Genomic DNA, 22,389 nt, shown 5'->3' with positions numbered 1-22,389 from the left:
TTTCACGCAGAAACGCGAAGAAGCAAAGCAGCTAAGAAATTCTTTCGTTGCTTTGCTTCTTCGCGTCTTCGCGTGAACAGACCATTTGAAAATGGCTATCTTTAATAAATGGAAAGTAACACCCTCGTCAAAGATATTCCCCATAGCCCGATGCGGGGAGCAGACGGACACCCCATACACTTCGATATCTGGGAGGTCAACGGCGAACATCGGGAATATCCCGCCATTTTCCTGAAGCCACACCGGAAAGATTACTACTTCCTGGTATTGGTAGAAGAGGGCAGCAGCCGTCATTGGGTGGATATGCAGCCTTATACGCTGCAACCATCCCATTTTTATTTTTCCGCTCCTCACCAGGTACATGTAAAAGAACAGGCGAAGCCCATGAAGGGCATCATACTCAGGTTTACAGATGCCTTCCTGGCCAGGGATGAAACCCGTTCCCTGAAACAACTTCCTATTATTCAGAATCCCCACAATGGACATGAGATGAGTCTCGACGCTACCGCCATGCGGCATATCAAAGATACGATGCAGTGTATGGTGGCAGAGTTCCATGCACAGGACACCTGGCACAACTCCATGCTCATTGCCTATTTGCAGGTATTGCTGATCTTCCTCAGCCGGTTATATAACGAACAGTTCCAGGATGCCGTACAGCCCGGGCGGGAGCTGCTGAAACATTTCAGCCACCTGGTGGAGCAGCATTACCGCGATCTGCATGAAGTGGCCGCCTATGCCCACCTGATGAATATCAGCGCCGGTCACCTCGGAGATACTATACGGGAACAGGCGGGCAAAACTGCCATCGCGTATATCCATGACCGTTTGCTGCTGGAAGCCCGGCGCCTGCTGTTTCATACCGACCACTCTATTAAAGAAATCGCCTACGAACTGGGCTTTGAAGACGCTTCTTACTTCAACCGGTTCTTTAAACGCCTCGGTGGACAAACACCCTTACTATACCGGAATACCACCCGGAAAATGTACCATTAATGCCGGTGCCGATACCATTTATCGGCATTGCGGGCGCCTAATTTTGTACCATCATTTAAAACAACAGATCGTATGAAATCAGTATTTATTACAGGCGCCAACAGGAGCATAGGTTTTGAAACCGCTAAGCGTTTATGGAACGATGGTTATTTTGTATATATAGGTAGCCGCGACCTTGATAAGGGCAAAGCCGCGGCTGCGCAGATAGGCACAGCGCGTATTGCCGTTGTACAACTGGACGTTACCGACCCGGCCTCTATCCAGGCAGCGCACCACCAGGTAAGCAGCACCACCGGCTCCCTGGATGTATTGATCAACAACGCCGGTATTCTCGGCAACTATCCCCAACAGGCCACCAACGCGCCTGGCTCCACCATCCGGGAAGTATTTGATACCAACTTTTTCGGGGTTATCAGTTTAACCCAGGCGTTGATGAATTTATTGCAAAAGTCGGCCCAGCCAAGGATTGTAAATGTTACCTCCGGTTTAGCTTCGCTTGCCAACCACTCAGATCCGTCCTGGAAGTATTATAACGTGAAAGGCGCTGCCTATGGTCCTTCCAAAACTGCACTAAATGCCTATACGGTAGTACTGGCGTATGAATTGAGAGATACCCCATTCAAGGTGAATGTCATAGATCCGGGTTATACCGCCACCGATTTTAACCAGCACCGGGGAACAGGTACCGTAGAAGAGGCAGCGGCTATTATTGTACGTTTTGCCACACTTGATGAGAATGGGCCGACAGGGAAGTTTTACAGTAATGATGCGGAAGGGGGTGAAATGGCGTGGTAATTTTCCTGCCGGCATTGCCCTATTTTTTTAGCAATGATTTTAAAATGGCTATACTGGCGGTCATATCTTCTTTTGTAGAAGACGCAAACCCCAGCCGGATGGCATTGGTATGATACCCGGGGTATTGATGCACTTTCCCGTCGGAAATATATAACCCTTTCTGAGATGCCTGCTGTGCCAGCATTTCGAGGTTAATATATTCCGCAAAGTTAGCCCATACCGTCATGCCTCCTTCAGGTATGTTGAAGTGGACCAGCTCTCCCAACTCGCTTTGCAACAAATCGCAGAAAAAATCCCTTCTCTCTTTGTATACTGCCAGCGTTTTTCTTAGGTAACGTTGTACGGTGCCGTCGTTGAGGATTTCGGCCATGGCATTGTCCAGGATATGATCTCCTTGCCGGTCCAGCAGCATGCGCACCCGGGCCAGGTGTTGTATCACGTTTTCAGACGCTACTAAGTAGCCAATACGAACGGCGGGGGAAAAACTCTTGCTGAAGGAACCGCCATATATCACCATACCGCGGTCGTCGGCGCTGGCCAGGGGAAGGAGGGGGCGGTTCTTATAATGAAAGTCGTAGTCGTAATCATCTTCAAAAATGATAAAACCATATTCCTGCGCCAGCTGCAGGAGCTCCAGCCTGCGGTCGATCCGCAGCGATACGGTGGTAGGGTAGTGGTGATGCGGGGTCACATATACCATGCGCACTTTTTTCCTGCGACAGATTTTCTTTAGTTCATCCGTTACCAGGCCATGTTCATCTACGGGAACGCCTATATGTTTCGCGCCAGCATGCAGGAAGTTTTGTTCTGCCCGTCCCCAGCCAGGTATGCCGGATACGATGACGTCGCCAGGCTCAATCAGCCCGTTGCACACCAGGTTAAGCCCCATTACAGTACCGTTGACCGACAGGATATTTTTCGGGCTGGTATTGAGTCCCCGGGTATCGTTGAGGTAATTGGAAATGGCGGTCCTGAACAGCTCCGGCCCTTCGGGGCGACTGTAGCTGCCAAATTTATAGTACAATCCACTACGGGTCAACTGGCCCCTCCAGGCCCGGTATAGTTCTTTGAGGGGGGCCAGGGAAGGATCGGGAAATCCATCGTCTAAATGCAGCCGGCCGGTAACAAGCGGCAACCTTGCGGCGAGATAGGCGGGGGCAGGCACCGAAAACCCGGCTGTTTCGTTGGACCCGGTTGCTTGTACGGGTTGCAGGGGCTTGGGCCGCATGGTGGGCAAATGCCGGGCAACGAACGTCCCCCGTCCCACAAAACTTTCCAGCCAGCCTTGTGTTTGCAGCTCTTCATACGCCTTGGCGGCAGTGATCCGGTTGATTTGCTGCCATTCGGCCAGGTCACGTGAGCCGGGTAACTTTTGCCCTGGCCGGAGCTGTTCTTTCTTTATCAATGCCAGCAGGGCATCGGCCAATTGCAGGTATACGGCGCGTTTACCGGTATGTTGCAGGTGTATAGTGGTGAAAATCTGTCTCGAAATTGGCCTATTCATTTTGTTGTAATTGGTCTACTAAGGTAATCCAATTCCTTGGTATTTTTGTGTACTCATTAAACGCAAGGATAGATATGTACACACCCCGTTCTTTTCAATTCCAGGACCAGGAAGAAATGATTGGCTTTATGAAGCAATACAGCTTTGCCACCATCGTTACCGTAAAGGATCTGTTGCCCGTAGCCACGCACCTACCTTTCGTGGTAGACGACAGCAGCGGCAAACTGGTGCTGAGCGCACACTTTGCGGCAGCTAATGAGCAGGCAACATACATTGAAACCACTCCCTCGCTCATCATATTTTCCGAGCCGCATGCGTACATTTCGCCGGCACATTACGATAAGCACGAAAGCGTACCCACCTGGGATTATATCGCGGTACATGCCTACGGTCAGGCCAGGGTACTAAGCGATAATGCCGCCAAAGTAAAGGTGCTGGAGCAAATGATCACGTTCTACGATCCTGCTTACCTGGCCCGGTGGCATAGCCTGTCTGACAAATACCGGCAAGGTATGATACAGGGGATCGTGGCATTTGAGCTGGAGGTGACCAACCTGCAGGGACAAAAGAAATTAAGCCAGAACAAAACAGCTGCAGAGCGGGAGCGCATTGCCGCACACCTGGAAAAGAGTGAACAGCCGCTCGACCAGGATTTAGCACGTCATATCAGGAATCTATAAATCATGTATTATGGAGTTTACGTTACAACCCGTACTGGAAAATGAACAGGTGATCCTGTTGCCATTAGAGGAAACTGACTTCCCGGCTGTGTATGCTGTTGCCTCCGACCCTAAAGTGTGGGAACAGCATCCTAATAAAGACCGCTGGCAACACGACCTGTTCCGCACCTTCTTCGAAGGCGCTATCCAGAGCAAGGGCGCATTTAAGATTGTAGAGAAAGCCACGGGTCAGGTAATTGGCAGCACCCGTTATTATGACTATGACGCCAGCGGTGTGGCGATTGGCTATACTTTTTATGGCACCGCTTACTGGGGCACCGGTATAAATCCCGGCGTTAAAAAGTTGATGCTGGACCATGCCTTTCAATTTGTGGGCCAGGTGTATTTTCATATCGGGGTCAATAATATCCGTTCCCAGGTTGCCATAGGCCGGCTGGGCGCAAAGAATATCGCTACCCAGGAAGTGAACTACTATGGCGAGCCCCCCAAGTTGAATTTCCTGTATCGCATTGGCCGGGAAGAATGGGAAGCACGTAAATAGTACGAAAAAAATTACCTTCATGGCACAATAGAAGGCCGATGAATGCAGGTATGTTTTTGAGTAGTACCCCACTGCTGGATGATAGTTTTTTTGAGCGCACACAGTTGTTTATTACTGAAGTGAACGACAAAGGTGCGATGGGCTTCGTTGTCAACAAACTTTTTCCCCGTAAGTTCAATGAGCTCGTGGAGTTCCGCCATAGTATTGCCTTTTCACTGTATGATGGTGGTCCGGTAGACCGTGAGCATCTATATTTTATACACCGGCGCCCGGACTTGATTGAAGGCGGTGTACCGGTAGCCGGTGATATTTATGTTGGTGGAGATTTCAAAGCTGCCGTGAAATACATGAATAATAAAACGATTACAGAAAACGATATACGATTGTTTATCGGCTATTGTGGCTGGGATTCGTTTGAGTTGGAAGAAGAAATAGCGGAAGGCAGTTGGGAGATAGTAGAAAACGGGAACCTGTTTTAACGGGATCTTTGTAACACCCCTGTTTACTATTTTTTGTTGTACCCCCTTTTTAGCCGGCACCCATTACCCGGGTGACCTGGCACTTAACTTACTCTTTGCAGGCAAAAAAAGCATTTGAAATAGTCAGTTTTATGGAGAAATAAATGAAGTGCATGCCGCATCTTTGGCGGCGGTAAAAGCGAGATACCTGGGCCAGGAACTGTTGAGATACAATCAAAGGCCCATCAGCGATATTGAAAAGTCTCCCGATAAAAGCAAGGTCTTTTATTTTAAAAGTTCACGTTTAAGCCGGCACTATTCCTGGCGCTGGGTAATTTTGGCAGCCAACCGCTGAGCGTAGAAAAACTTTGTGCCCCGATGGTACAAAACATTATCAGTGGCGTTGTAATAGAAAAATGGGGTATTCCGGTGTTTTTGTTTAAACCAGCGTTAGTTAATAGATGCTGACTGCCAACCAGTTTACCACGGCTATTGATATATAATTTTTAAATAGAGAAGGAATGAGACGAATCCTCAGTGTTGCGCTGGTATTGACATTTATTGCAAAAGTCAACATCAGCGCCATGAGTATGCATAGCGATACAGCCCGGCACTTCCGATATCCGGACAGGATCCGCTATGATGGCAGTTGTATGACCATTGATGGAAAGGATGTATTTATCTACAGCGCGGCTTTTCATTATTTCCGTTGTCCGCAGGAACTCTGGAGGGACCGTTTCAGGAAAATAAAACAGGCGGGATTTAATACTGTGGAAACCTATATCCCGTGGAACTGGCATGAGCGCAATATGCCATATAATATAAATGACACCTCGAAGTTTGATTTCCGGGAGCTGAAAGCCTGGTTAAAAATGGCGCAGGAAGAATTTGGTCTTTATACCATTGTACGTCCCGGACCATTTCTATGTGCAGAATGGTCAGGAGGTGGCTATCCACGCTGGTTAAGTCTGAAAGGCCCCGGTAAAGGTGATTTCTGGTTGCGGAGTGCAGACCCGGTGCATATCGAATGGTCGCTGCATTGGTGGAAAGCCGTATCAAAGGTGGTAGCGGCAGAGCAGGTTACCCGGAAAAAGAAGGGGCAGAAGGGAGTGATCCTGTTCCAGCTGGAGAATGAATACGACGCGCATGACACACCCAATAAGGAGTTATTCTTAAAAGCGTTGTACCGTTCCGCAAAAAGTAATGGCATAGATGTACCACTGTTTACTTGCCTTACGGGGGAGTGCAGGGCTAGCAAGGATCCGGAACTATCGCAGGTGTTTGATTGTGATAACTATTATGTAGATCTAACCGAAGCGCCCAGCTGTGCCCGCCGGATGGTGAACCTGCGAAAGGCTCAGCCGAATGCACCGGGTATGGTCACTGAGTTGCAGGGTGGGTGGTTTTCGTTGGTCACGGGTAGGTTGAGTGAAGAAAATTATTCCGATGCCCGTCATTTAAAAGCGATCAGTTTAATGTCGCTGCTGGGAGGCGCTACGGGGATCAACTACTATATGTTCTATGGTGGTACTCATTTTGCCGGGTGGGGTGCCAGGGGAATGACCACCAGCTATGATTACAATGCGGCTATCCGCGAAAATGGCGCGGTGGGAGCCAAGTATGCCGTAGCAAAAGAGATAGGCGATTTTCTCCGGGTATATGGCGGCCAGTTGGCCCGGGCAGCTGGTGGCCCTTGTGAGCTACAGTCATCCGGAAAACTGTTTGGCGGCGTTCGCGTAGCGCCCGATGGTACCCGGTTTGTTTTCCTGCATAATACCGATCAGGAACATGCCGTCAAAGAAAAAGTGACGCTGGTGCCTGGGAAAATAGACAAACCATCTGTGCCCATGTATAATATTAACCAGCATGGTGAAAGAGTATTGATACACGATATTAACACAGGTGCTTCCGGTTCGTTGGCGATGCCTGCATTTACCATTGAGGCAGATTTGCCGGCGCTGGGCGCTGGTATCCTGGTGATACCTCCGGGAGCATCACCGGAGAAAGGGCAATGGTGGCCTAAAGCGGCAGTTCCGGTTGAGCGCCCGGCACTTGCCATACAACCCATACGTATTGCTGTTGCTAAACGAATAGAGGACCCGGTAGCCAGGGCCGTATGGAAACCGTTGCCAGCTGCTGCATCTTTACCCGCACTGGGTATCAGCGATTTCAGGTATAGCCTTTACCGGGCGGCATTTCAGCTCAACGCTGCTGAGGTGAGCAAGGAGAAATACCTGTTGTTTAATATGTTCACACGCGACATTGTTTCCGTAACTGTGAATGGCGTGCCGGCAAAAAGGCTTTTCCCCGATAAGGCAGATGCCCAATCCTGGCCCACCCGGGATGCCGACAAACGGATTGGCAGTAACGAATTCGACAACCGTTTTGAGGTGGCCGGACTATTGAAAACAGGAACAAACGAAATAGTAGTCGCCTATGAGAATTTAGGACATGCGCATGGTTACGTGCCTATGGAAGAGCCAGCGGGCATCAGGGCAGGAGGCTTATCGGTAACGGATACCTTATTATCACATCCTTTGCGCTGGGAGTATGCCGCAGATGTAGCCGGTGTTACGCAAAACTACTGTCAGCCAGGGTTCGAACCATCTGGTTGGGAAAAGGTGGCATTGGATACAACGGGCGAAATACCGCGTAAAGGCAACCGGATGCAGCCCAAAGGTGGGCAAACAGGCTTGTTTACCTGGTATCGTGTCGAATTTTATCTCCCTGATATTTCCCCCCGCATATGGGTGCCCTGGATGGCCAGGATCAACGCTTCCGGCAACGGCTATATGTGGTTGAACGGTCATAACATTGGCCGTCATTGGGAAACAGGTCCGCAGCGGGAATTTTATCTCCCCGAATGCTGGTTAAACACAGGGAAGCAAAAAAAGAATGTGCTGGTATTCGGACTGAGACAAACAGTCAGTGGCGCACAGCTCCATGCAGTAGAAATCAGACCCTGCCTGGAAGACGCCGCATTCAAACAATAAAATATTTAAGTAACAATAACGATGAAGAGACTATTATTCCCGCTATTGCTGCTATCCACCTGGGCTATGCCTGGTGTGGTTTCAGCGCAAAAAGCAGGTGGTACTACCGGATGGACAGCAGACAATGGCAATGGAACCTTTACCAACCCGCTCCAATGGGGTGATTGGCCGGATCCTGATGTAATCAGGGTGGGCGATTGGTTTTATATGGTGTCTACCAGTATGCACTATGTGCCTGGCTGTCCCATATTACGGTCTAAAGACCTGGTGAACTGGGAAATGGCAGGTTACGCAGTAGATCGCTATAACGAAGATCCCAGGTACGATATGAAAGGCGGCACGTTATATCTCAATGGCTCCTGGGCTGCTACCATCCGGCATCATAACGGTTTGTTCTATGTGGGTTTTTGCACGCCTTCTGGATGGGGAACAGAGAAGGGACATTTTTCTATCTGTACTGCAAAAGATGTGAAGGGGCCCTGGACCAGGACCATTTTCCCCGAGTTCCTGTATGACCCCGGATTATTTTTTGATGATGATGGTAAGGTATACGTGGTGCATGGCCAGGGCACACTGTACCTGACTGAGCTGGCGCCTGATGCATTGTCGGTGAAAGGAAAGGCGGTAAAGATCTGGCAGGGCGGCATTGAGCGCCCGCAAGGCTCTTCAGCGCCCAATGGCAAGTATGGCATGGAAGGATCGCATGTATATAAGATCAATGGTTACTACTACATTGCCAATCCCGCCGGTGGTACAGAAGGATGGCAGGTTTGTTTACGCAGCAAATCTATTACAGGGCCTTATGAATCAAAGATCATTTACCAGGACGAAAGTTCGTATCCCAATAACGGTCTTCACCAGGGCGGTATGGTGCAATTGAAAAACGGTGACTGGTGGTTTATCATCATGCAGGATCGTGGTCCTATTGGGCGGGTACCGCATTTGTTGCCGGTGAAGTGGGTAGATGGATGGCCGATATTGGGCGATAATGGGAAAGGGTTTGTGACCGGCAGAAAACCGGATGTGGGAAAGACATTTGCAATTAATGCGCCGGCTACTTCGGATGAGTTCAATACCCCTCAGCTGGGGCTGCAATGGCAATGGAACCATAATCCAGATAACAGCAAATGGTCGCTTGCCAGCAGGAAAGGATATATGCGGCTGCAGGCTTCTTATGCAGCTTCATTAAAGGAGGCGCGCAATACGCTCACCCAGCGGGTGCAGGGGCCGTTCAGCCAGGGTACCGTGGAAATGGATATTACTGGATTAAAGGAGGGAGATGTGGCAGGCTTTGGTGTTTTCCAGGACCCATATGCTTTTATCGGTGTTAAAAAAGAGGCTGGACATACAGTATTGGTAATGGTGAACGATGGCAAAACGATTGATAGCATAGGAGGAATATCACAAACGAAAATCTGGTTCAGTGCGGTTGCCACAGATAAGGGGTTCACGGCTAGCTTTTCATATAGCCTGGATGGGAAAAAATTTATTCCCTTTGGAGATCAGCTAAAGATGGGGTTGGGGCTGCCATGGACAGCTAACCGTTTTGCACTATTTAACTTTAATACCATTGCCGGAAGTGAAGGTGGTGATGCTGATTTTAACTGGTTTCATTTTACTGGTGGAAGGCAATAAGAAGTAAAAAAAGAAGATGCTTTTATTAATAGCACGTGGAATAGCTCAACCTGGCCTCCCGTTCCCGGGAGGCCACTATTTTTTATAACAGGGGGTAATTTTTTCCACAACAGGGGGTGATTTTTTATAAGGAAAATGCACTGCAAAGAAAACATGTAAGTAAATCAATTTTGGTGTAGTTTTACGAAGTATAGCCCGATACATTAGTGAACATGCAAATTTTATTCCTGATGAAAGGAGAGTAGGGGCTACAAGCGATATCTGTTTTGCCGGCTACGGCAGTTTTCAATCGCCGGAAAATCTGCATTTTTAATTTACTAACATAAGGTGCTTGCCTGTGCTATGGTTTTAGAAGTATTAGATGACGAGGATTGTTATAATCGGTTAAGGGCAGGAGATGAATCCGCGTTCCGCCATCTCATTGGCGTTTATGGACCTGTGCTTTGTCGTTATGCAGATAGGATTATTATGAACAGTGCTGCCGCGGAAGATATTGTAACAGACGTGTTGGTGAAAGTATGGGAGAAGCGGGAAACGTTTCACTCCTTTACCAACGTGAAAAGGTTCTTTTATGTTGCCGCCAGGAATGCCTCGCTGCAATATATACGGGACCGGCAGCGGGAACAGCGGAAATTTGAAGCATTTAATGAAGTGCATACAGATATAGCTGTAGATGAAGTGATTTATGCAGAAATGATGGTGGAACTGCAAAGAGCCATCGCCGCGTTGCCAGCCAAAATGCGGGAAGTATTCATCCTGGGATATATACATCAACTCAGCAACCAGGAAATAGCCGTACAATTAAATCTCTCCGACCAGACAGTTCGTAACCAAAAAACAAAAGCCCTCTCTATTATCAGGAATAAATTGGGACACCGGTCTCATTTGGAAATTTACCTTGCATTATTGCTGTTGTTTCGGCAATAGGCGAAAATCGGCTGCCAGGGCGCCTTGTGAGGCGATTCTTCCCTTGCTGCGGTGGCTATATTATTTTCCTGAAAAAAAACTTTGTAATGCCGATGGTACAAAACGTACCAGGCGGCGTTGTCATTATAGATAGAAAATTCCTTTGCATGCCATGAAAGAAGAATGGATAGGTGAAGCGTTGCACATAGCGGCGCTGATACAACAATTGAGAGCCGGAAAGATTACAGCGGAGGAGTTACAGGCGCTGAAAGCCTGGATAGCGGCAGACAAAGGGAATGAAGCCATCTTCCAGCGGCTCAGCGATCCTGCGCATTGGGAAAGTGAGTTGCGAGCCGTAGAAAAATATGATGTCCATGCCTTGACCCAACGGGTAATGACGTCGGCTGGCTTATCGTTGCCGGCAACGGATGCGGATACCGATACCGACCGCCGGGTTGTCCGCCTGTGGAGGCAGCCGGCCTTTTGGAAATGGAGTATGGCCGCGGCAGCGATCTGTTTTGCCGCTATACTCATCCGGTATGTCACATTGCAAACGGGTGAACAGACACCGGGACATAAACCAGTTATCAATAGTGCCTTTATTAATCCTGGTGGCAATAAAGCCACGTTGGTATTGGGGAACGGCGCTATGGTCGCTTTAAAAGATAGTACAGCCGATACCGTAGCCATGCAGGGAGGGAGCCTGATTGCCCAACAGCAGGCAGGTGTGTTAGTGTATCATAAAGCAGGCGCTGTTGCACAAGGCGAGATCTGGAATACGGTGTCTACCCCTAAAGGAGGCAAGTATGAAGTGGTGCTGTCTGATGGTACGCATGTTTTTCTCAACGCCGCCTCCACGGTGAAATTCCCGGTGCCTTTCAATAAAAATAGCCGGGAAGTGGTGCTCACGGGCGAAGCCTATTTTGAGGTGGCACATGCATCGGGTGAAAAGGCAGACTGGCCTTTCCTGGTAAAGATACGGCGCGCGGGTGAAGATGGAGGAGAAGTAAGGGTATTGGGTACCCATTTTAATATCATGGCCTATGATGATGAGAAGGCGGTGAAAACTACGCTCGTAGAAGGATCGGTAAATATGCACAAGGGTGTAAATACCGTCATCTTGAAACCCGGACAGCAGTCGGTATGGTTTCCGCAAACCAATACGCTACAGGTAAGGCCGGCAGACCTCGAGGCAGAAATTGCCTGGAAGAATGGACGGTTCGTGTTCAGGTCTACCGATGTAAAAACCATTATGAGGCAACTATCCCGCTGGTACGATGTAACTGTGGAATACAATGGGGATATGACCGATATCCGTTTTGCCGGAAACATAGAACGAAAGGAAAATATCAGTGAACTAATAGAAATATTGGAAGCAGACGGCCGCTTACGCTTCCATATCACAGGAAATAAAATTATTGTATCACGTATTTCAGAATAAGGAGGAACAATGAAATAAATCTATCACACCACGTATCAACCAAAAATAAACCGGAATCCGCGGCCAGGCGGTATTCCGGTAGAAATGTCCGCTTTCTAGACAAGGCGTAGTAATCCTGTTATCAAAAACGAAACTATACAAATATATGTATTTGCACGTGCAAAATGCGCGCTCATTTTATGGGAGTTGGCGCAGAACCAGAATCTTGCTACACATCGTTATGAGACTTGCTTTTTTTGTTATGTTGGTCACCTGCCTGCAGGTCCGGGGCAATGCCTATTCTCAAAAGATTAATTTGTCGGGGAAGAACCTTTCCCTGGAAAAAATAATTTGGGTGATCGGCCAGCAGAGTGGTTATCAGATGATTTACAATCCTGACCTGCTGAAAAATGCCACCAGTATCGACCTCAACGCAAAGGATATGCCTTTGCGGGATGTACTGGATAAATGCCTGGACAAACAAGGGCTTACCTACGTAGTCAGGTATAATACGATCATCCTGAAAAAATCGGCGACGGCGCCGGAAGCAGAAAGTGCTACTGCCCCACCGGTAACCGTCCGTGGGCATGTAACCGATGAAAAAGGACAACCCCTGGAAAGGGTAGGTGTACAGGAGAAAGGTACCGCCAACGGTGTTTACTCCGACAAGAAGGGCGAATTCGTGATCCAGGTGAAAGATGGGCATGCTACCCTGTTGTTTAAATACCTGGGATATACCACCAAAGAATTACCGGTAAATAATCAAACCTACCTGGAAGTACAGCTGGCGCCTTCTTCTATCGGTATCGACTCCGTTGTAGTGACGGGTTTTAATACCAAACAAAAGAAGATCAGTATCGTAGGTGCTATTACTACTATTTCCCCACAGGAATTAAAGACGCCTTCCAGCACCCTATCATCCTCCTTTGCGGGTAGACTATCAGGGGTTATTGCGCGGCAATCTACCGGGGAGCCCGGTAGTGGCGCACAGTTCTGGATCAGGGGCGTATCTACTTACGGAGGTACCGGTGCATTGATCTTTCTCAATGGCGTGGAAATATCTGCCGGCGATCTTAACAGTATTGACCCCAGCAATATCGAAAGCTTCTCTATCCTGAAAGATGCTTCCTCTACCGCATTGTATGGTGCAAGAGGCGCCAATGGCGTTATCCTCATTGAAACCAAGCACGGTAAGATCATGGACAAGCCAAAGATCAGCGGGTTGGTGGAAAGTACCGTTTCTACCCCTACACAGATTGTGAAGTTTACCGACGGTGTTTCTTACATGAAATTGTACAACGAAGCATTACGGAACGACAACCCCTATAATGCCGACCGTTACTCCCAGGAAAAGATCAATGGTACCGCGCAGGGACTGGATCCTTATATCTATCCAAATGTTGATTGGTATAAAATGTTGTTTAAGGATTATGCGCTGAGCCACCACGCCAACCTCAATGTGACGGGAGGCGGCCAGGTAGCGCGTTACTACATGGGCATTGCCTATTATAAGGACATGGGTATCCTGAACAACGGCTTGCTGACCGGGTTTAAAAACAACATCGATAACAACCGTTTCAACTTCGTAAATAACGTGAGCGTAAAAGCCACCAAGACCACGGAGCTGGAGCTGAATATCAACGCCGACTATTACCGGAACACCGGCCCTGCCAACAGTGCCTCTTCCTTGTTTGGTAGTGTAATGGGCGCCAATGGCGTGGATTTCCCCGCTTATTATCCCACACCCGCCGATGGCGCATTGGATCATATTTATTTCGGTAATAAAACAGACGGTTTCCTGGGAGCCAATACCCGCGATAACCCTTATGCCGACATGATCAAAGGGTATAGTCAATCGGCCGCTTCCACCCTGTTGACCACTTTGCGGGGAAAACAGGACCTGAATATGATCACCAAAGGACTGAGCTTTAATGCCCTCATCTCTTTCAAGAACTGGTCCAGCAGCGGTATTACCAGGAGCTATACGCCTTATTATTATACCCTGGATAGCTATAGAAAAGATGCGGATGGAAAATATACCTATAACCTGAACTGGATTGCAGCAGCTGGTGGGTCTACGGCATTGGGCCAGTCAGGAAGTAATGCTGGCGACAGAACATTGTATATGCAAACCACGCTGAACTATAACCGTGTGTTTAATGATAAACACGATGTAGCTGGTATGCTGGTGTTTTTAAGAAATGAGTATAATACCAATACGCCTGGTGACAACATTGTAGATGCGTTACCTTCCCGTAAGCAGGGGTGGGCGGGTCGCCTGGCCTATGGTTATGACTCCCGTTATTACCTGGAGGCCAACCTTGGTTATACTGGTTCTGAAAACTTCGCAGCCGGCCACCGTTATGGTTTCTTCCCTGCCGGCGGGATTTCCTGGGTAGCATCCAATGAATCGTTCTTTAAAGACGCGGCGTGGACCAGCCATATTAACCTGCTGAAAGTACGCGCTTCCTACGGTTTGTCTGGTAACGACCAGATCGGGGGCGATCGCTTTCCCTACCTCAGCGTAGTGAATATGAATGCCGGAAACGGTTTTACTACCGGCTATAACTTCGACAATGGCATGTCGGGCATCCAGATTACCCGTTATCCGAATAATAATATTCAATGGGAGATCAGTAAAAAAATGAACCTGGGTGTGGATTTGGGCTTGTTTAACGATCTTACCCTGAATCTTGACTGGTTCCGGGAAGAACGCAGCAACATTTATCAACAACGGGGTACTATACCTGCTACAGCCGGCGTATCGAGTGCATTGCCTTATTCCAATATCGGAAGGGTGCTGAACCATGGTATAGATGCTACGCTCTTGTATAATCATAGCTTTAACAGGGACCTGCAGGTTTCTTTCAGGGGAACATTTACCTACGCACGTAACAAAATATTGTATTACGATGAACCGAATTATGCAGCACTGGGTCTCCCGAACCTGTCATTCATGGGGCATCCGCTGAATACCAATTTTGGCCTGGTGGCAGAACGTTTATTTATCGACGACAAAGAAGCGGCTAACAGCCCGGTATTTATTGCCTCCAAAGCCGGCGATATCAAGTACAAAGATATCAATGGTGATGGCATGATCAATAACAACGACCGGGTAGCCATGGGGTATCCACGGGTGCCTGAAATTGTGTACGGTGCTGGTTTTACCGTTACGTACAAGAAATTTGATGTGGGTGTTTTCTTCCAGGGTTTATCGCACATGTCTGATTATATCAATGGGTTCCGGCCTTTCGGGCGCTCCCAGAATAACCTGATTGCGGCTATTGCTGACAACCATTGGTCGTCCGACAATCAAAACCTGTATGCCTTCTACCCAAGGCTAACTGCCCTGGAAACAGCTCCCAATAATGAACAATCTTCTTCCTGGTGGTTGCGCGACTTCTCTTTCCTGCGTTTGAAGCAAGTTGAGATTGGCTACAACCCAGCCAAGATTGTCAGGGTATATATGAGAGGCATTAATCTGCTCACGTTCTCAAAGTTCAAACTATGGGATCCTGAACAGGGTGGAGGTAATGGTTTAGGATATCCTCCACAGATGGTTGTCAATTTAGGCGCGCAGTTTAATCTCTGATAACATCCATTCACCAGCAGAAAAAGAAATTTATGTATCTATTCAAACGCAAATATATATTCGGGGGTCTTTTTGTTCTTCTTTTATCATCAGGATTATTGTCCTGCAAAAAGTATCTCGACATTGTACCGCCCAACACGGCCACTATCAATACGGCTTTCCAGAACTACAATACAGCGTTGCGCTTCCTGTACTCGCTGTATGCTTACATGCCCACTGAAAATGATGCCAGCTATGGTAACATCAGTGCCTGTGCTACTGACCAGGCTATTACCGTATGGCAGGGAAATGTAATCACAAGGTTATTGAGAGGGGAACAAAATTCATCTAATCCATTATTTAACTATTGGGAAGGGAAGAACATCGTTTCCAGTGTCAGTCTTTTTGAAGGTATACGGCAATGCTATATCTTCCTGGATAACGTAGATAAGGTACCGGGTGTTACCGCTGATATAGCGAAGCGCTGGAAAGGGGAAGCAATTTTTCTCACCGCTTACTATCACTATATCCTGTTGCGCCAGTATGGACCTATCCCGTTGATTGATCACCAGGTAGATTTCAGTAGTACAGAAGGCAATGATATTTTCCCGTTCCGTCAATCCTATGATTCGGGTGTGAATTATATCGTAAGAAAATATGATGAAGCCATTACCTTACTACCTAACACCATTCCTGCTCAAAATGAACTGGGAAGGGTTACAACCGTGATTGTAAAGGCCATGAAAGCACGGCTGCTGCTGACGGCAGCTTCTCCGCTGTTTAATGGTAACAGCGAGTATTATGCTAGTTTCAAAGACCGGAATGGCCAGCAGTTGATGAACGTTTCGTACGACAAGGAAAAATGGAAACGCGCTATTGACGCTATCAAGGAAGCAATAGATGCTGCCACGCAAAGTGGAAAACGCCTGTACCAGTTTGCGGATTATAAAGGCCCTACCAATATTTTTGAAAAAACACGTCGTGATACCGGGATGATCGCCTACCGCTTTGCGATGGTAGATCCGTGGAATGTAGAGCTGATATGGGGTTATTCCGTACCGGAAGGTTGGTACCAATGGCAGCAGAACTGTGCCCCGCTGACAGGTAATTCTTACAATGGTATTGGCCCGAGTTTAAGAACGGTGGAAACTTTCTATACGGAAAACGGACTGCCGATAGATAAAGATCCTACCTGGGCGTATGCGAAAAGATATGAAGTAGATCCTGATGAGGGCACCATGAATGTGAATCTCCACCGTGATCCCCGTTATTACGCATCTGTGGCCTATGATAACGGCAAGTTCCTGGTAAACGGCACCGCCGAAACGATGCATTTCAAAGCGGGGGAAGATCAGGGATGGCGCTCTGGCGCTACCAACTACTCCAGCACCGGGTTCCTCGTGCAAAAAGTAGTGCATCCCCAAACTGTAGCAGACGACAACAATTTTACCATTGTTCACTATCCCTGGCCTATCATCCGTTTGGCTGAGTTATACCTCTCTTATGCAGAAGCATTGAATGAATATTACGGCGTTAGCCAGCAACAGCAGGTGCTGGATAACCTGAATATGATCCGGCAAAGATCCATGTTGCCTACAGTACAGGCTGCCTGGGCTATTGCCGGCCATGCTCCTGTATTTACCCAGGATGAAATGAGGGATATTATACGCCGGGAACGTACCATAGAACTGGTTTTTGAAGGACAGTACTTCTGGGATGTACGCCGTTGGAAACAAGGCGATAAATACCTGAATCAAACCATTTATGGGATGAACTTCCAGGGGGCCGATGAAAGTTCCTTCAACCAGGTAACGCCTGTGATGTCGCAGGTATTCCGTACGCCCGCCAGCTACCTGTTCCCAATCAGCGTGCAGGAACTGAGCAAGAATAATAACCTGGTTCAAAATCCCGGTTGGTAGTCGCTTTGAAAAACAATTCATCATCCAAACAACTTTCCGTTATGCTACATAAAAAGTTATTATTGGGTATACTGTCAGGGATTATATTCTTTTACCTGACCAGTTGTAGTAAGAAAGAAGATGCAGGCGCCCCTCCACCTGCATTGAGTAATGTAAAAGGCGCGCCAGGTTACGGTGAGGCTATCTTTACCTGGGATGCTATTGGCCGCAGCCCGAAAGATTCAGCGCTTTATCTCTATACTTCCATTAGTTATACGGATACAACGGGTAACACCATTGAACAGAAGTTCAGCCGTTATACCGACACGGCGGTGATAGGTAGTTTGACAGACAAACCCTATAATTTCACTATCAAAACAGTAGGTCCACAGGGAGCCGTGAGCGCAGTGACTACATTGTCGCTCACACCCAAGCCTCCGGTGTACATTGCGATCGCCAGTACGATCAAAATCACGGCGTCGATTGGCGGCGCGCGCGTGGCCTGGGAAAACAACTCAGGAAAAACGGTGATTGTAAATGCCGCCTACACAGATCCGGCTACTAATAAAGTGGTGAGCAAAGCGTTTACCTCGGCCGCACAACAGGGCGTAGGATTTCTCTCCGGGATGCCAGGAGGCAGCCCTGTTACGGTGGTAGTAACGGTAACGGATATATCCCGGCGTCAGTCCAACCCCGTGAGCGCATCCATTACCCCATTAGTAGAAGTGAAACTTCCCAAGAGCGGCTGGTCCATTGCTGGGTTCAGCGACCAGGAAGACGGTGGGGAAGGACCTGTAAATGGCTACGCTACCGCAGCGATAGATGGCAATATCAATACGTTCTGGCATACTACCTGGTCTAGCGCCGAAACGCCTTATCCTCACTGGATTGCCGTGAATATTGGTCAAGCCGCCACTATTTCCAGGTTTGGCCTGGTAAATCGCCAGAACAACAACGGCGGCCAAACCGAAATACAGCTGATGGCCAGCACGGATGGGCAAACCTGGACAGATCTGGGTACTTTCCCTTTCGTGCAGAAGAATGCTGAGCAGTTTTTTTCTGTACCGCCTCAGTCCTGGAAGTATGTGAAAGTGGTGCTCACCAAAGGTCCCAATTTCTTTGGTTTCCTGGGAGAGATCAACTTATACGGCGCATTGTAATCATTTTTCATAAAATAACACATGCATATGAAAAGAGTTAACCTATGGATGTATATTTTGGGGGTGGGATTGACGCTGCCGTTTACCTACTGTGCTAAGCATTCCGGAACAGCCACGGATAGCGAAAAGCCGGTCGTGGAAGTGAACAAGAGTACTTATAAGCTGAATGTAGTGTACTTCGTACCACAAGGGCAGGATACCCTGGTACGTTACCGGGAGCGGATGACTGATATGCTGTTTTTCTTCCGTGATTTTTATGGGAAGGAAATGAAGCGTAACGGGTTTGGTAACAAATCTTTCGGATTACAGACAAATGCCGCTGGCACACAGGTCATGTTTTCCGTGGTTCATGGCGCCCATCCTGCCTCCTCGTACAAGTACGATGGTGGCGCAGGACCTGAGATGGAGGAAATTAAAGCCTACTTTGACCAGCATCCCGATGAAAAAAGAAGTGAACATTATCTCGTGATCACGCCGGTACCGGATGTTACCCATGCTGATGTTCCTTACTATGGCATCGGTAACTGGGCATTTATACTGGACCACGACAAGCTCGATATCAAACAGTATGGACCGGGAATTGACTGGGTAGCTGGCAATGCGCATGAACTGGGCCATGGCCTTGGGTTGCCGCACGACAAGGAGAAAAGGAGCGAAGCCGCTACGATAGGTACTTCTGTAATGAGCACGACCGATTTCACCAAGGGAGCTATTTTTACGAAAGCCGCCTGTGCTATTTTAAACAACTGCGAGTTGTTTAATAATACGGTAGTAACCAATTATCAGCAGTCTTTTAAAACGTATGCGAAGAAGGTGCATATCAGTTACGCAAATGGTAACATGGTGATCACCGGGCGTTTTTTTGCAGCCCAGCCGGTGAATGGGATTAACGTGTACCAGGATCCGGATGCCAACACTGATTCTTACGATACGCCCAGTTGGTCGGCCGCTCCGATAGGAACAGATAGTTTTAGCATCTCCACGCCGATAAATGAGCTGTGGAACCTGGAGGGAGGCTATGAGCTGAGAGTCGATGTACTAGGTAATAATGGCTATCGTCAAACGATCGTCTCCTATCACTATTCGTTTATTAACCAGGAGCCGGTACTTGACCCTGCTATTGGCTCGCAGCCTGAAATTCCGAAAACGGGTTGGATAATTGCTGATGTAGATTCAGAGGAAAGCGGTTATCCGGCTACCAACGCACTGGATAACGATCCATCTACCTACTGGCATACACAGTATAGCGGATCAGAACCTACGCACCCGCATCAGCTCACGATCGACATGGGAGCATCCCACTTATTAAAAGGGCTTACCTTCAGGGATCGTCAGGGCGTATGGCCAGGTATCAAAGAAATGACGGTGTACACGAAAACCGCTACCGGTAGCTGGACGTCGCAAGGTGTATTTACGTTGAGAAAAAGTGATATGGACCAGTTTATTTCTTTTACAGCCCCGGTAGATGCCAGGTATTTCAGGATAGTAACCACCAGCAGTTATGATGATGGGAAATCTTGTTCGCTGGCGGAGATTGGCGCGTATTGAGTGATGAATGTTTATATGTTGATGGCCCGCAGGTATATGCCTGCGGGCTATGTTGCCAGAAGTCTTTTTATTGCCGATAACCTTATGTCAACTCCCGAACTTGAATAACCCAAAAGATGTAGAGATGGAAAATATATCCCCCGGCGCTTTCTCCCTTTTTGTTTGTTTCTTTTTTTGTAATCAATTAAATGCTCAACATCATTTTCAGGCAACAAATATTGACTCCGTTAACTATTATGCGAAAATATTAACGGATAGTAGTATTAATTGGATATATGGATGGGAGAATTGGGATGTAAAAGAGGTGAGTTGGTTAGAGAACAAAAAATACCCGCATACCCGGATTGATTCAGTTAAGATTTATCCTGTTGTTAAATTTGTGATCAATGTTGAAAGCGATACGTTAACATTTAACGGCCTATTATTTAACGATTCTGCTGAGGTTTGTGTAGTTGCCTATCCTTTTTTAAAAGTATATGGTTTCTTTGGACCTAAGCCTGAATTTGCGCAACTAGCCTACGGTGATGGCTTCGTCGCCGAGGTTCATGAGACAACGCGAGCCTCTTTTAAGAATAGTTATTTCTGTTATTTTTTGGATTATGAAAAGCATGCTAGAAACATATTGTTTGAGGCAAACGAGCGTGGTATAGGAGCCGCCAGGTTTTGGTATAAATCAAAAGAGTACACCTCTTTGCAGGATCTTATTGTTGCTAAATATGGTTCCGTTAACAAGTTTCAACAACTGCGAGTTTACGAAGAGCATCTTCGTAAATGGAAGCGGTTTCAGGATAGTGTAAGCAATAGATTTAACATTCCCTTGAATTATAAGTCTTTTGTTAAAGGAGATTGGCAATTTAGAAATAAGGTGTTTCCAGAGGATACAGTGGAGAATATAGATTTTTTTATTCAAAAGATAAAAGAGTACGTGCCTGGAGTATCCCATATGCAGTGGGACCTATTACATAAAGGGATTTATTCAGGCATCAGGAATAAAGAGGGGATGACTATTTTCAGTAGCGGTTACGATACCAACTCTTTATATTTTATGGGGAAGGATATTTTATCGTTAATTAAATCATCCTTAAATGCCAGTCAACTTACTGCATTTATCGCCTATGCGAGGTGTGAGGCAGCTCTTTATCCGCTTGTTGATAATTATATCTTCACCAATTTATTCAGCCTTACAAAGGCAAAGGTGGGAGATCAACGGATGTCGGGTAAGGAATTTCTAGAAAAACAGCATGAGTTTATTAAAAGCATCATGACACAAGATTGATGAATCACCTCAATCCCGCGGATGCTTCGTAAACAAACAACGTAGACTCATTATCATCTGGCATAAAATAGCCCCGCACTTTATCCCCTTCTCCCAGCTCAAAGAAGCTGGGATTTTGTGTCATAACAGCATCCGTAGCGGGCGACCACAATTCAACCGGCACCTGGTGAAGTGGCTGATATTTTTCGAGATCAATGATCTCTATTCCACCCAGGGAAAAGGAGGGCTTTCCATGCCTCTTGTAAGTACTAAGACCCGTATAAAGCATTTCCCCACCTCCCAGGTATTGATTATCCTGGTAGTCGATGTAATATGCGTGGTTGGGTAGGGGAGAGACGTTTGTATGGCGTAGCTTACCTGTTTCATTTAATGCCCATTGATAGAACCGGCGCGAACCCCAGCTGATGCCGTGTAAAGTATTGGCATCAGGATTCCTGGCAATGCCGCCGATATGGTCATTCCATCTAAACACTTCTTCAAGGACCATCTGGCGGGGATCGAACCGGTAAATAATAGACCGGCTGTCGGGCCGGTATTCAGCGGCTGCTATCCAGATGTGAGTGCCATCGAAATCGATGCCGCTGGGGTGAAAGATCGCTCCTTCACCAACGGCAATATCCGCTAGCAGGTTACCATCAGCATCGATTTTAAACAGGTGTCCTGCTCCGGAGGATCGATCATTGCCGGGGTGCACCTCTACAGAAGATACCCAGCAATCTGTTCCGATCCTCACCATTCCCTGGCAATGGAAGGTGTTGAACCGGATCTTGGTAGCTGCCACCTGGTTCCAGGGAGTATGCCGGGTGAGGGATTTCAGCCGCTTGCTTAAAAGGCTTTCCTGCCTTTTGGGTTGGGAGAGGCTTTCCAGGTTTGGTGACAGGCAAAGTGCGCCCAGAGGAAGCAGGCTATGTTTTAGGAAATCTCTTCTTGTAGGCATTTTATTGTCCAGGTTTATGCAGGTAATGTTACATAAATACCAGTAAAGCTAATATTATAAAATTAACAACA

16 protein-coding genes are annotated in these 22,389 nt (G+C 47.6%); 14 read left to right on the top strand and 2 right to left on the bottom strand.

Annotated features, from left to right (window positions below):
- The first annotated feature begins 108 nt into the window (after window positions 1-108).
- Both HGH91_RS27555 and HGH91_RS27550 read left to right on the top strand, forming a co-directional pair.
- Window positions 109-996: a helix-turn-helix domain-containing protein gene (locus HGH91_RS27555; protein WP_168742435.1), complete on the top strand. Its 888-nt coding sequence runs from the start codon at window positions 109-111 to the stop codon at window positions 994-996.
- A gap of 72 nt (window positions 997-1,068) precedes the next feature.
- Window positions 1,069-1,791 (top strand): SDR family NAD(P)-dependent oxidoreductase, encoded by a 723-nt coding sequence (locus tag HGH91_RS27550; RefSeq protein WP_168742433.1) that lies wholly within the window; start codon window positions 1,069-1,071, stop codon window positions 1,789-1,791.
- A gap of 19 nt (window positions 1,792-1,810) precedes the next feature.
- Here HGH91_RS27550 and HGH91_RS27545 read toward each other — a convergent pair whose 3' ends face one another.
- Window positions 1,811-3,295: a PLP-dependent aminotransferase family protein gene (locus tag HGH91_RS27545; protein ID WP_168742431.1), complete on the bottom strand. Its 1,485-nt coding sequence runs from the start codon at window positions 3,293-3,295 to the stop codon at window positions 1,811-1,813.
- Window positions 3,296-3,369: 74 nt separating this feature from the next.
- On the opposite strand from HGH91_RS27545, the gene HGH91_RS27540 reads away from it, so the two are divergent.
- From HGH91_RS27540 to HGH91_RS27485, 12 genes are all read left to right on the top strand, one after another.
- Window positions 3,370-3,975, top strand: a complete 606-nt coding sequence (locus tag HGH91_RS27540) for an FMN-binding negative transcriptional regulator (RefSeq protein ID WP_168742430.1) — start codon at window positions 3,370-3,372, stop codon at window positions 3,973-3,975.
- A gap of 10 nt (window positions 3,976-3,985) precedes the next feature.
- A complete protein-coding gene (locus tag HGH91_RS27535) occupies window positions 3,986-4,516 on the top strand; it encodes a GNAT family N-acetyltransferase (protein WP_168742428.1) in 531 nt (176 codons plus the stop codon).
- A 38-nt stretch (window positions 4,517-4,554) separates the two neighbouring features.
- Window positions 4,555-4,995 carry a YqgE/AlgH family protein gene (locus HGH91_RS27530; RefSeq protein WP_168742426.1) on the top strand — a complete coding sequence of 147 codons (441 nt, stop codon included), beginning with the start codon at window positions 4,555-4,557 and terminating at the stop codon, window positions 4,993-4,995.
- Window positions 4,996-5,495: 500 nt separating this feature from the next.
- The gene (locus HGH91_RS27525; protein ID WP_168742424.1) at window positions 5,496-7,967 is read left to right on the top strand and encodes a beta-galactosidase; all 2,472 of its coding nucleotides are present in this window, start codon (window positions 5,496-5,498) and stop codon (window positions 7,965-7,967) included.
- 21 nt (window positions 7,968-7,988) lie between these two features.
- Complete coding sequence (locus HGH91_RS27520; RefSeq protein WP_168742422.1) at window positions 7,989-9,602, top strand: glycoside hydrolase 43 family protein; 1,614 nt, start codon at window positions 7,989-7,991, stop codon at window positions 9,600-9,602.
- A gap of 342 nt (window positions 9,603-9,944) precedes the next feature.
- Window positions 9,945-10,529: an RNA polymerase sigma-70 factor gene (locus HGH91_RS27515; protein ID WP_168742420.1), complete on the top strand. Its 585-nt coding sequence runs from the start codon at window positions 9,945-9,947 to the stop codon at window positions 10,527-10,529.
- A 151-nt stretch (window positions 10,530-10,680) separates the two neighbouring features.
- The gene (locus tag HGH91_RS27510) at window positions 10,681-11,949 is read left to right on the top strand and encodes a FecR family protein (protein ID WP_168742418.1); all 1,269 of its coding nucleotides are present in this window, start codon (window positions 10,681-10,683) and stop codon (window positions 11,947-11,949) included.
- Between the two features lie 220 nt (window positions 11,950-12,169).
- A complete protein-coding gene (locus HGH91_RS27505; protein WP_168742417.1) occupies window positions 12,170-15,520 on the top strand; it encodes a TonB-dependent receptor in 3,351 nt (1,116 codons plus the stop codon).
- Window positions 15,521-15,618: 98 nt separating this feature from the next.
- Window positions 15,619-17,418 (top strand): RagB/SusD family nutrient uptake outer membrane protein, encoded by a 1,800-nt coding sequence (locus HGH91_RS27500; RefSeq protein WP_168742415.1) that lies wholly within the window; start codon window positions 15,619-15,621, stop codon window positions 17,416-17,418.
- Window positions 17,419-17,459: 41 nt separating this feature from the next.
- Complete coding sequence (locus HGH91_RS27495; protein WP_168742414.1) at window positions 17,460-18,557, top strand: discoidin domain-containing protein; 1,098 nt, start codon at window positions 17,460-17,462, stop codon at window positions 18,555-18,557.
- A 27-nt stretch (window positions 18,558-18,584) separates the two neighbouring features.
- Window positions 18,585-20,105, top strand: coding sequence for a discoidin domain-containing protein (locus tag HGH91_RS27490; protein ID WP_168742412.1), 1,521 nt, complete (start codon window positions 18,585-18,587; stop codon window positions 20,103-20,105).
- Between the two features lie 124 nt (window positions 20,106-20,229).
- Window positions 20,230-21,381 carry a hypothetical protein gene (locus HGH91_RS27485; RefSeq protein WP_168742410.1) on the top strand — a complete coding sequence of 384 codons (1,152 nt, stop codon included), beginning with the start codon at window positions 20,230-20,232 and terminating at the stop codon, window positions 21,379-21,381.
- A gap of 4 nt (window positions 21,382-21,385) precedes the next feature.
- Here HGH91_RS27485 and HGH91_RS27480 read toward each other — a convergent pair whose 3' ends face one another.
- Entirely contained in the window at window positions 21,386-22,318 is a 933-nt protein-coding gene (locus HGH91_RS27480) for a DUF6454 family protein (RefSeq protein ID WP_168742408.1), read from the bottom strand.
- Window positions 22,319-22,389 lie beyond the last annotated feature (71 nt).

This window comes from Chitinophaga eiseniae, from assembly GCF_012641265.1.
GTDB classification, from domain to species: domain Bacteria; phylum Bacteroidota; class Bacteroidia; order Chitinophagales; family Chitinophagaceae; genus Chitinophaga; species Chitinophaga eiseniae_A.
The sequence above is the reverse complement of the archived record's forward strand: the minus strand, read 5'-3'. Positions and strand labels throughout refer to the sequence as shown.

Bases quoted from the DNA above. Each gene is read 5' to 3' on its own strand.
- HGH91_RS27535 (WP_168742428.1), top strand. From the start codon at position 3,986: ATGGAGTTTACGTTACAACCCGTACTGGAAAATGAACAGGTGATCCTG.
- HGH91_RS27510 (WP_168742418.1), top strand. From the start codon at position 10,681: ATGAAAGAAGAATGGATAGGTGAAGCGTTGCACATAGCGGCGCTGATA.
- HGH91_RS27505 (WP_168742417.1), top strand. From the start codon at position 12,170: ATGAGACTTGCTTTTTTTGTTATGTTGGTCACCTGCCTGCAGGTCCGG.
- HGH91_RS27490 (WP_168742412.1), top strand. From the start codon at position 18,585: ATGAAAAGAGTTAACCTATGGATGTATATTTTGGGGGTGGGATTGACG.
- HGH91_RS27540 (WP_168742430.1), top strand. From the start codon at position 3,370: ATGTACACACCCCGTTCTTTTCAATTCCAGGACCAGGAAGAAATGATT.
- HGH91_RS27550 (WP_168742433.1), top strand. From the start codon at position 1,069: ATGAAATCAGTATTTATTACAGGCGCCAACAGGAGCATAGGTTTTGAA.
- HGH91_RS27495 (WP_168742414.1), top strand. From the start codon at position 17,460: ATGCTACATAAAAAGTTATTATTGGGTATACTGTCAGGGATTATATTC.
- HGH91_RS27485 (WP_168742410.1), top strand. From the start codon at position 20,230: ATGGAAAATATATCCCCCGGCGCTTTCTCCCTTTTTGTTTGTTTCTTT.
- HGH91_RS27530 (WP_168742426.1), top strand. From the start codon at position 4,555: ATGAATGCAGGTATGTTTTTGAGTAGTACCCCACTGCTGGATGATAGT.
- HGH91_RS27520 (WP_168742422.1), top strand. From the start codon at position 7,989: ATGAAGAGACTATTATTCCCGCTATTGCTGCTATCCACCTGGGCTATG.
- HGH91_RS27545 (WP_168742431.1), bottom strand. From the start codon at position 3,295: ATGAATAGGCCAATTTCGAGACAGATTTTCACCACTATACACCTGCAA.
- HGH91_RS27480 (WP_168742408.1), bottom strand. From the start codon at position 22,318: ATGCCTACAAGAAGAGATTTCCTAAAACATAGCCTGCTTCCTCTGGGC.
- HGH91_RS27525 (WP_168742424.1), top strand. From the start codon at position 5,496: ATGAGACGAATCCTCAGTGTTGCGCTGGTATTGACATTTATTGCAAAA.
- HGH91_RS27515 (WP_168742420.1), top strand. From the start codon at position 9,945: ATGGTTTTAGAAGTATTAGATGACGAGGATTGTTATAATCGGTTAAGG.
- HGH91_RS27555 (WP_168742435.1), top strand. From the start codon at position 109: ATGGAAAGTAACACCCTCGTCAAAGATATTCCCCATAGCCCGATGCGG.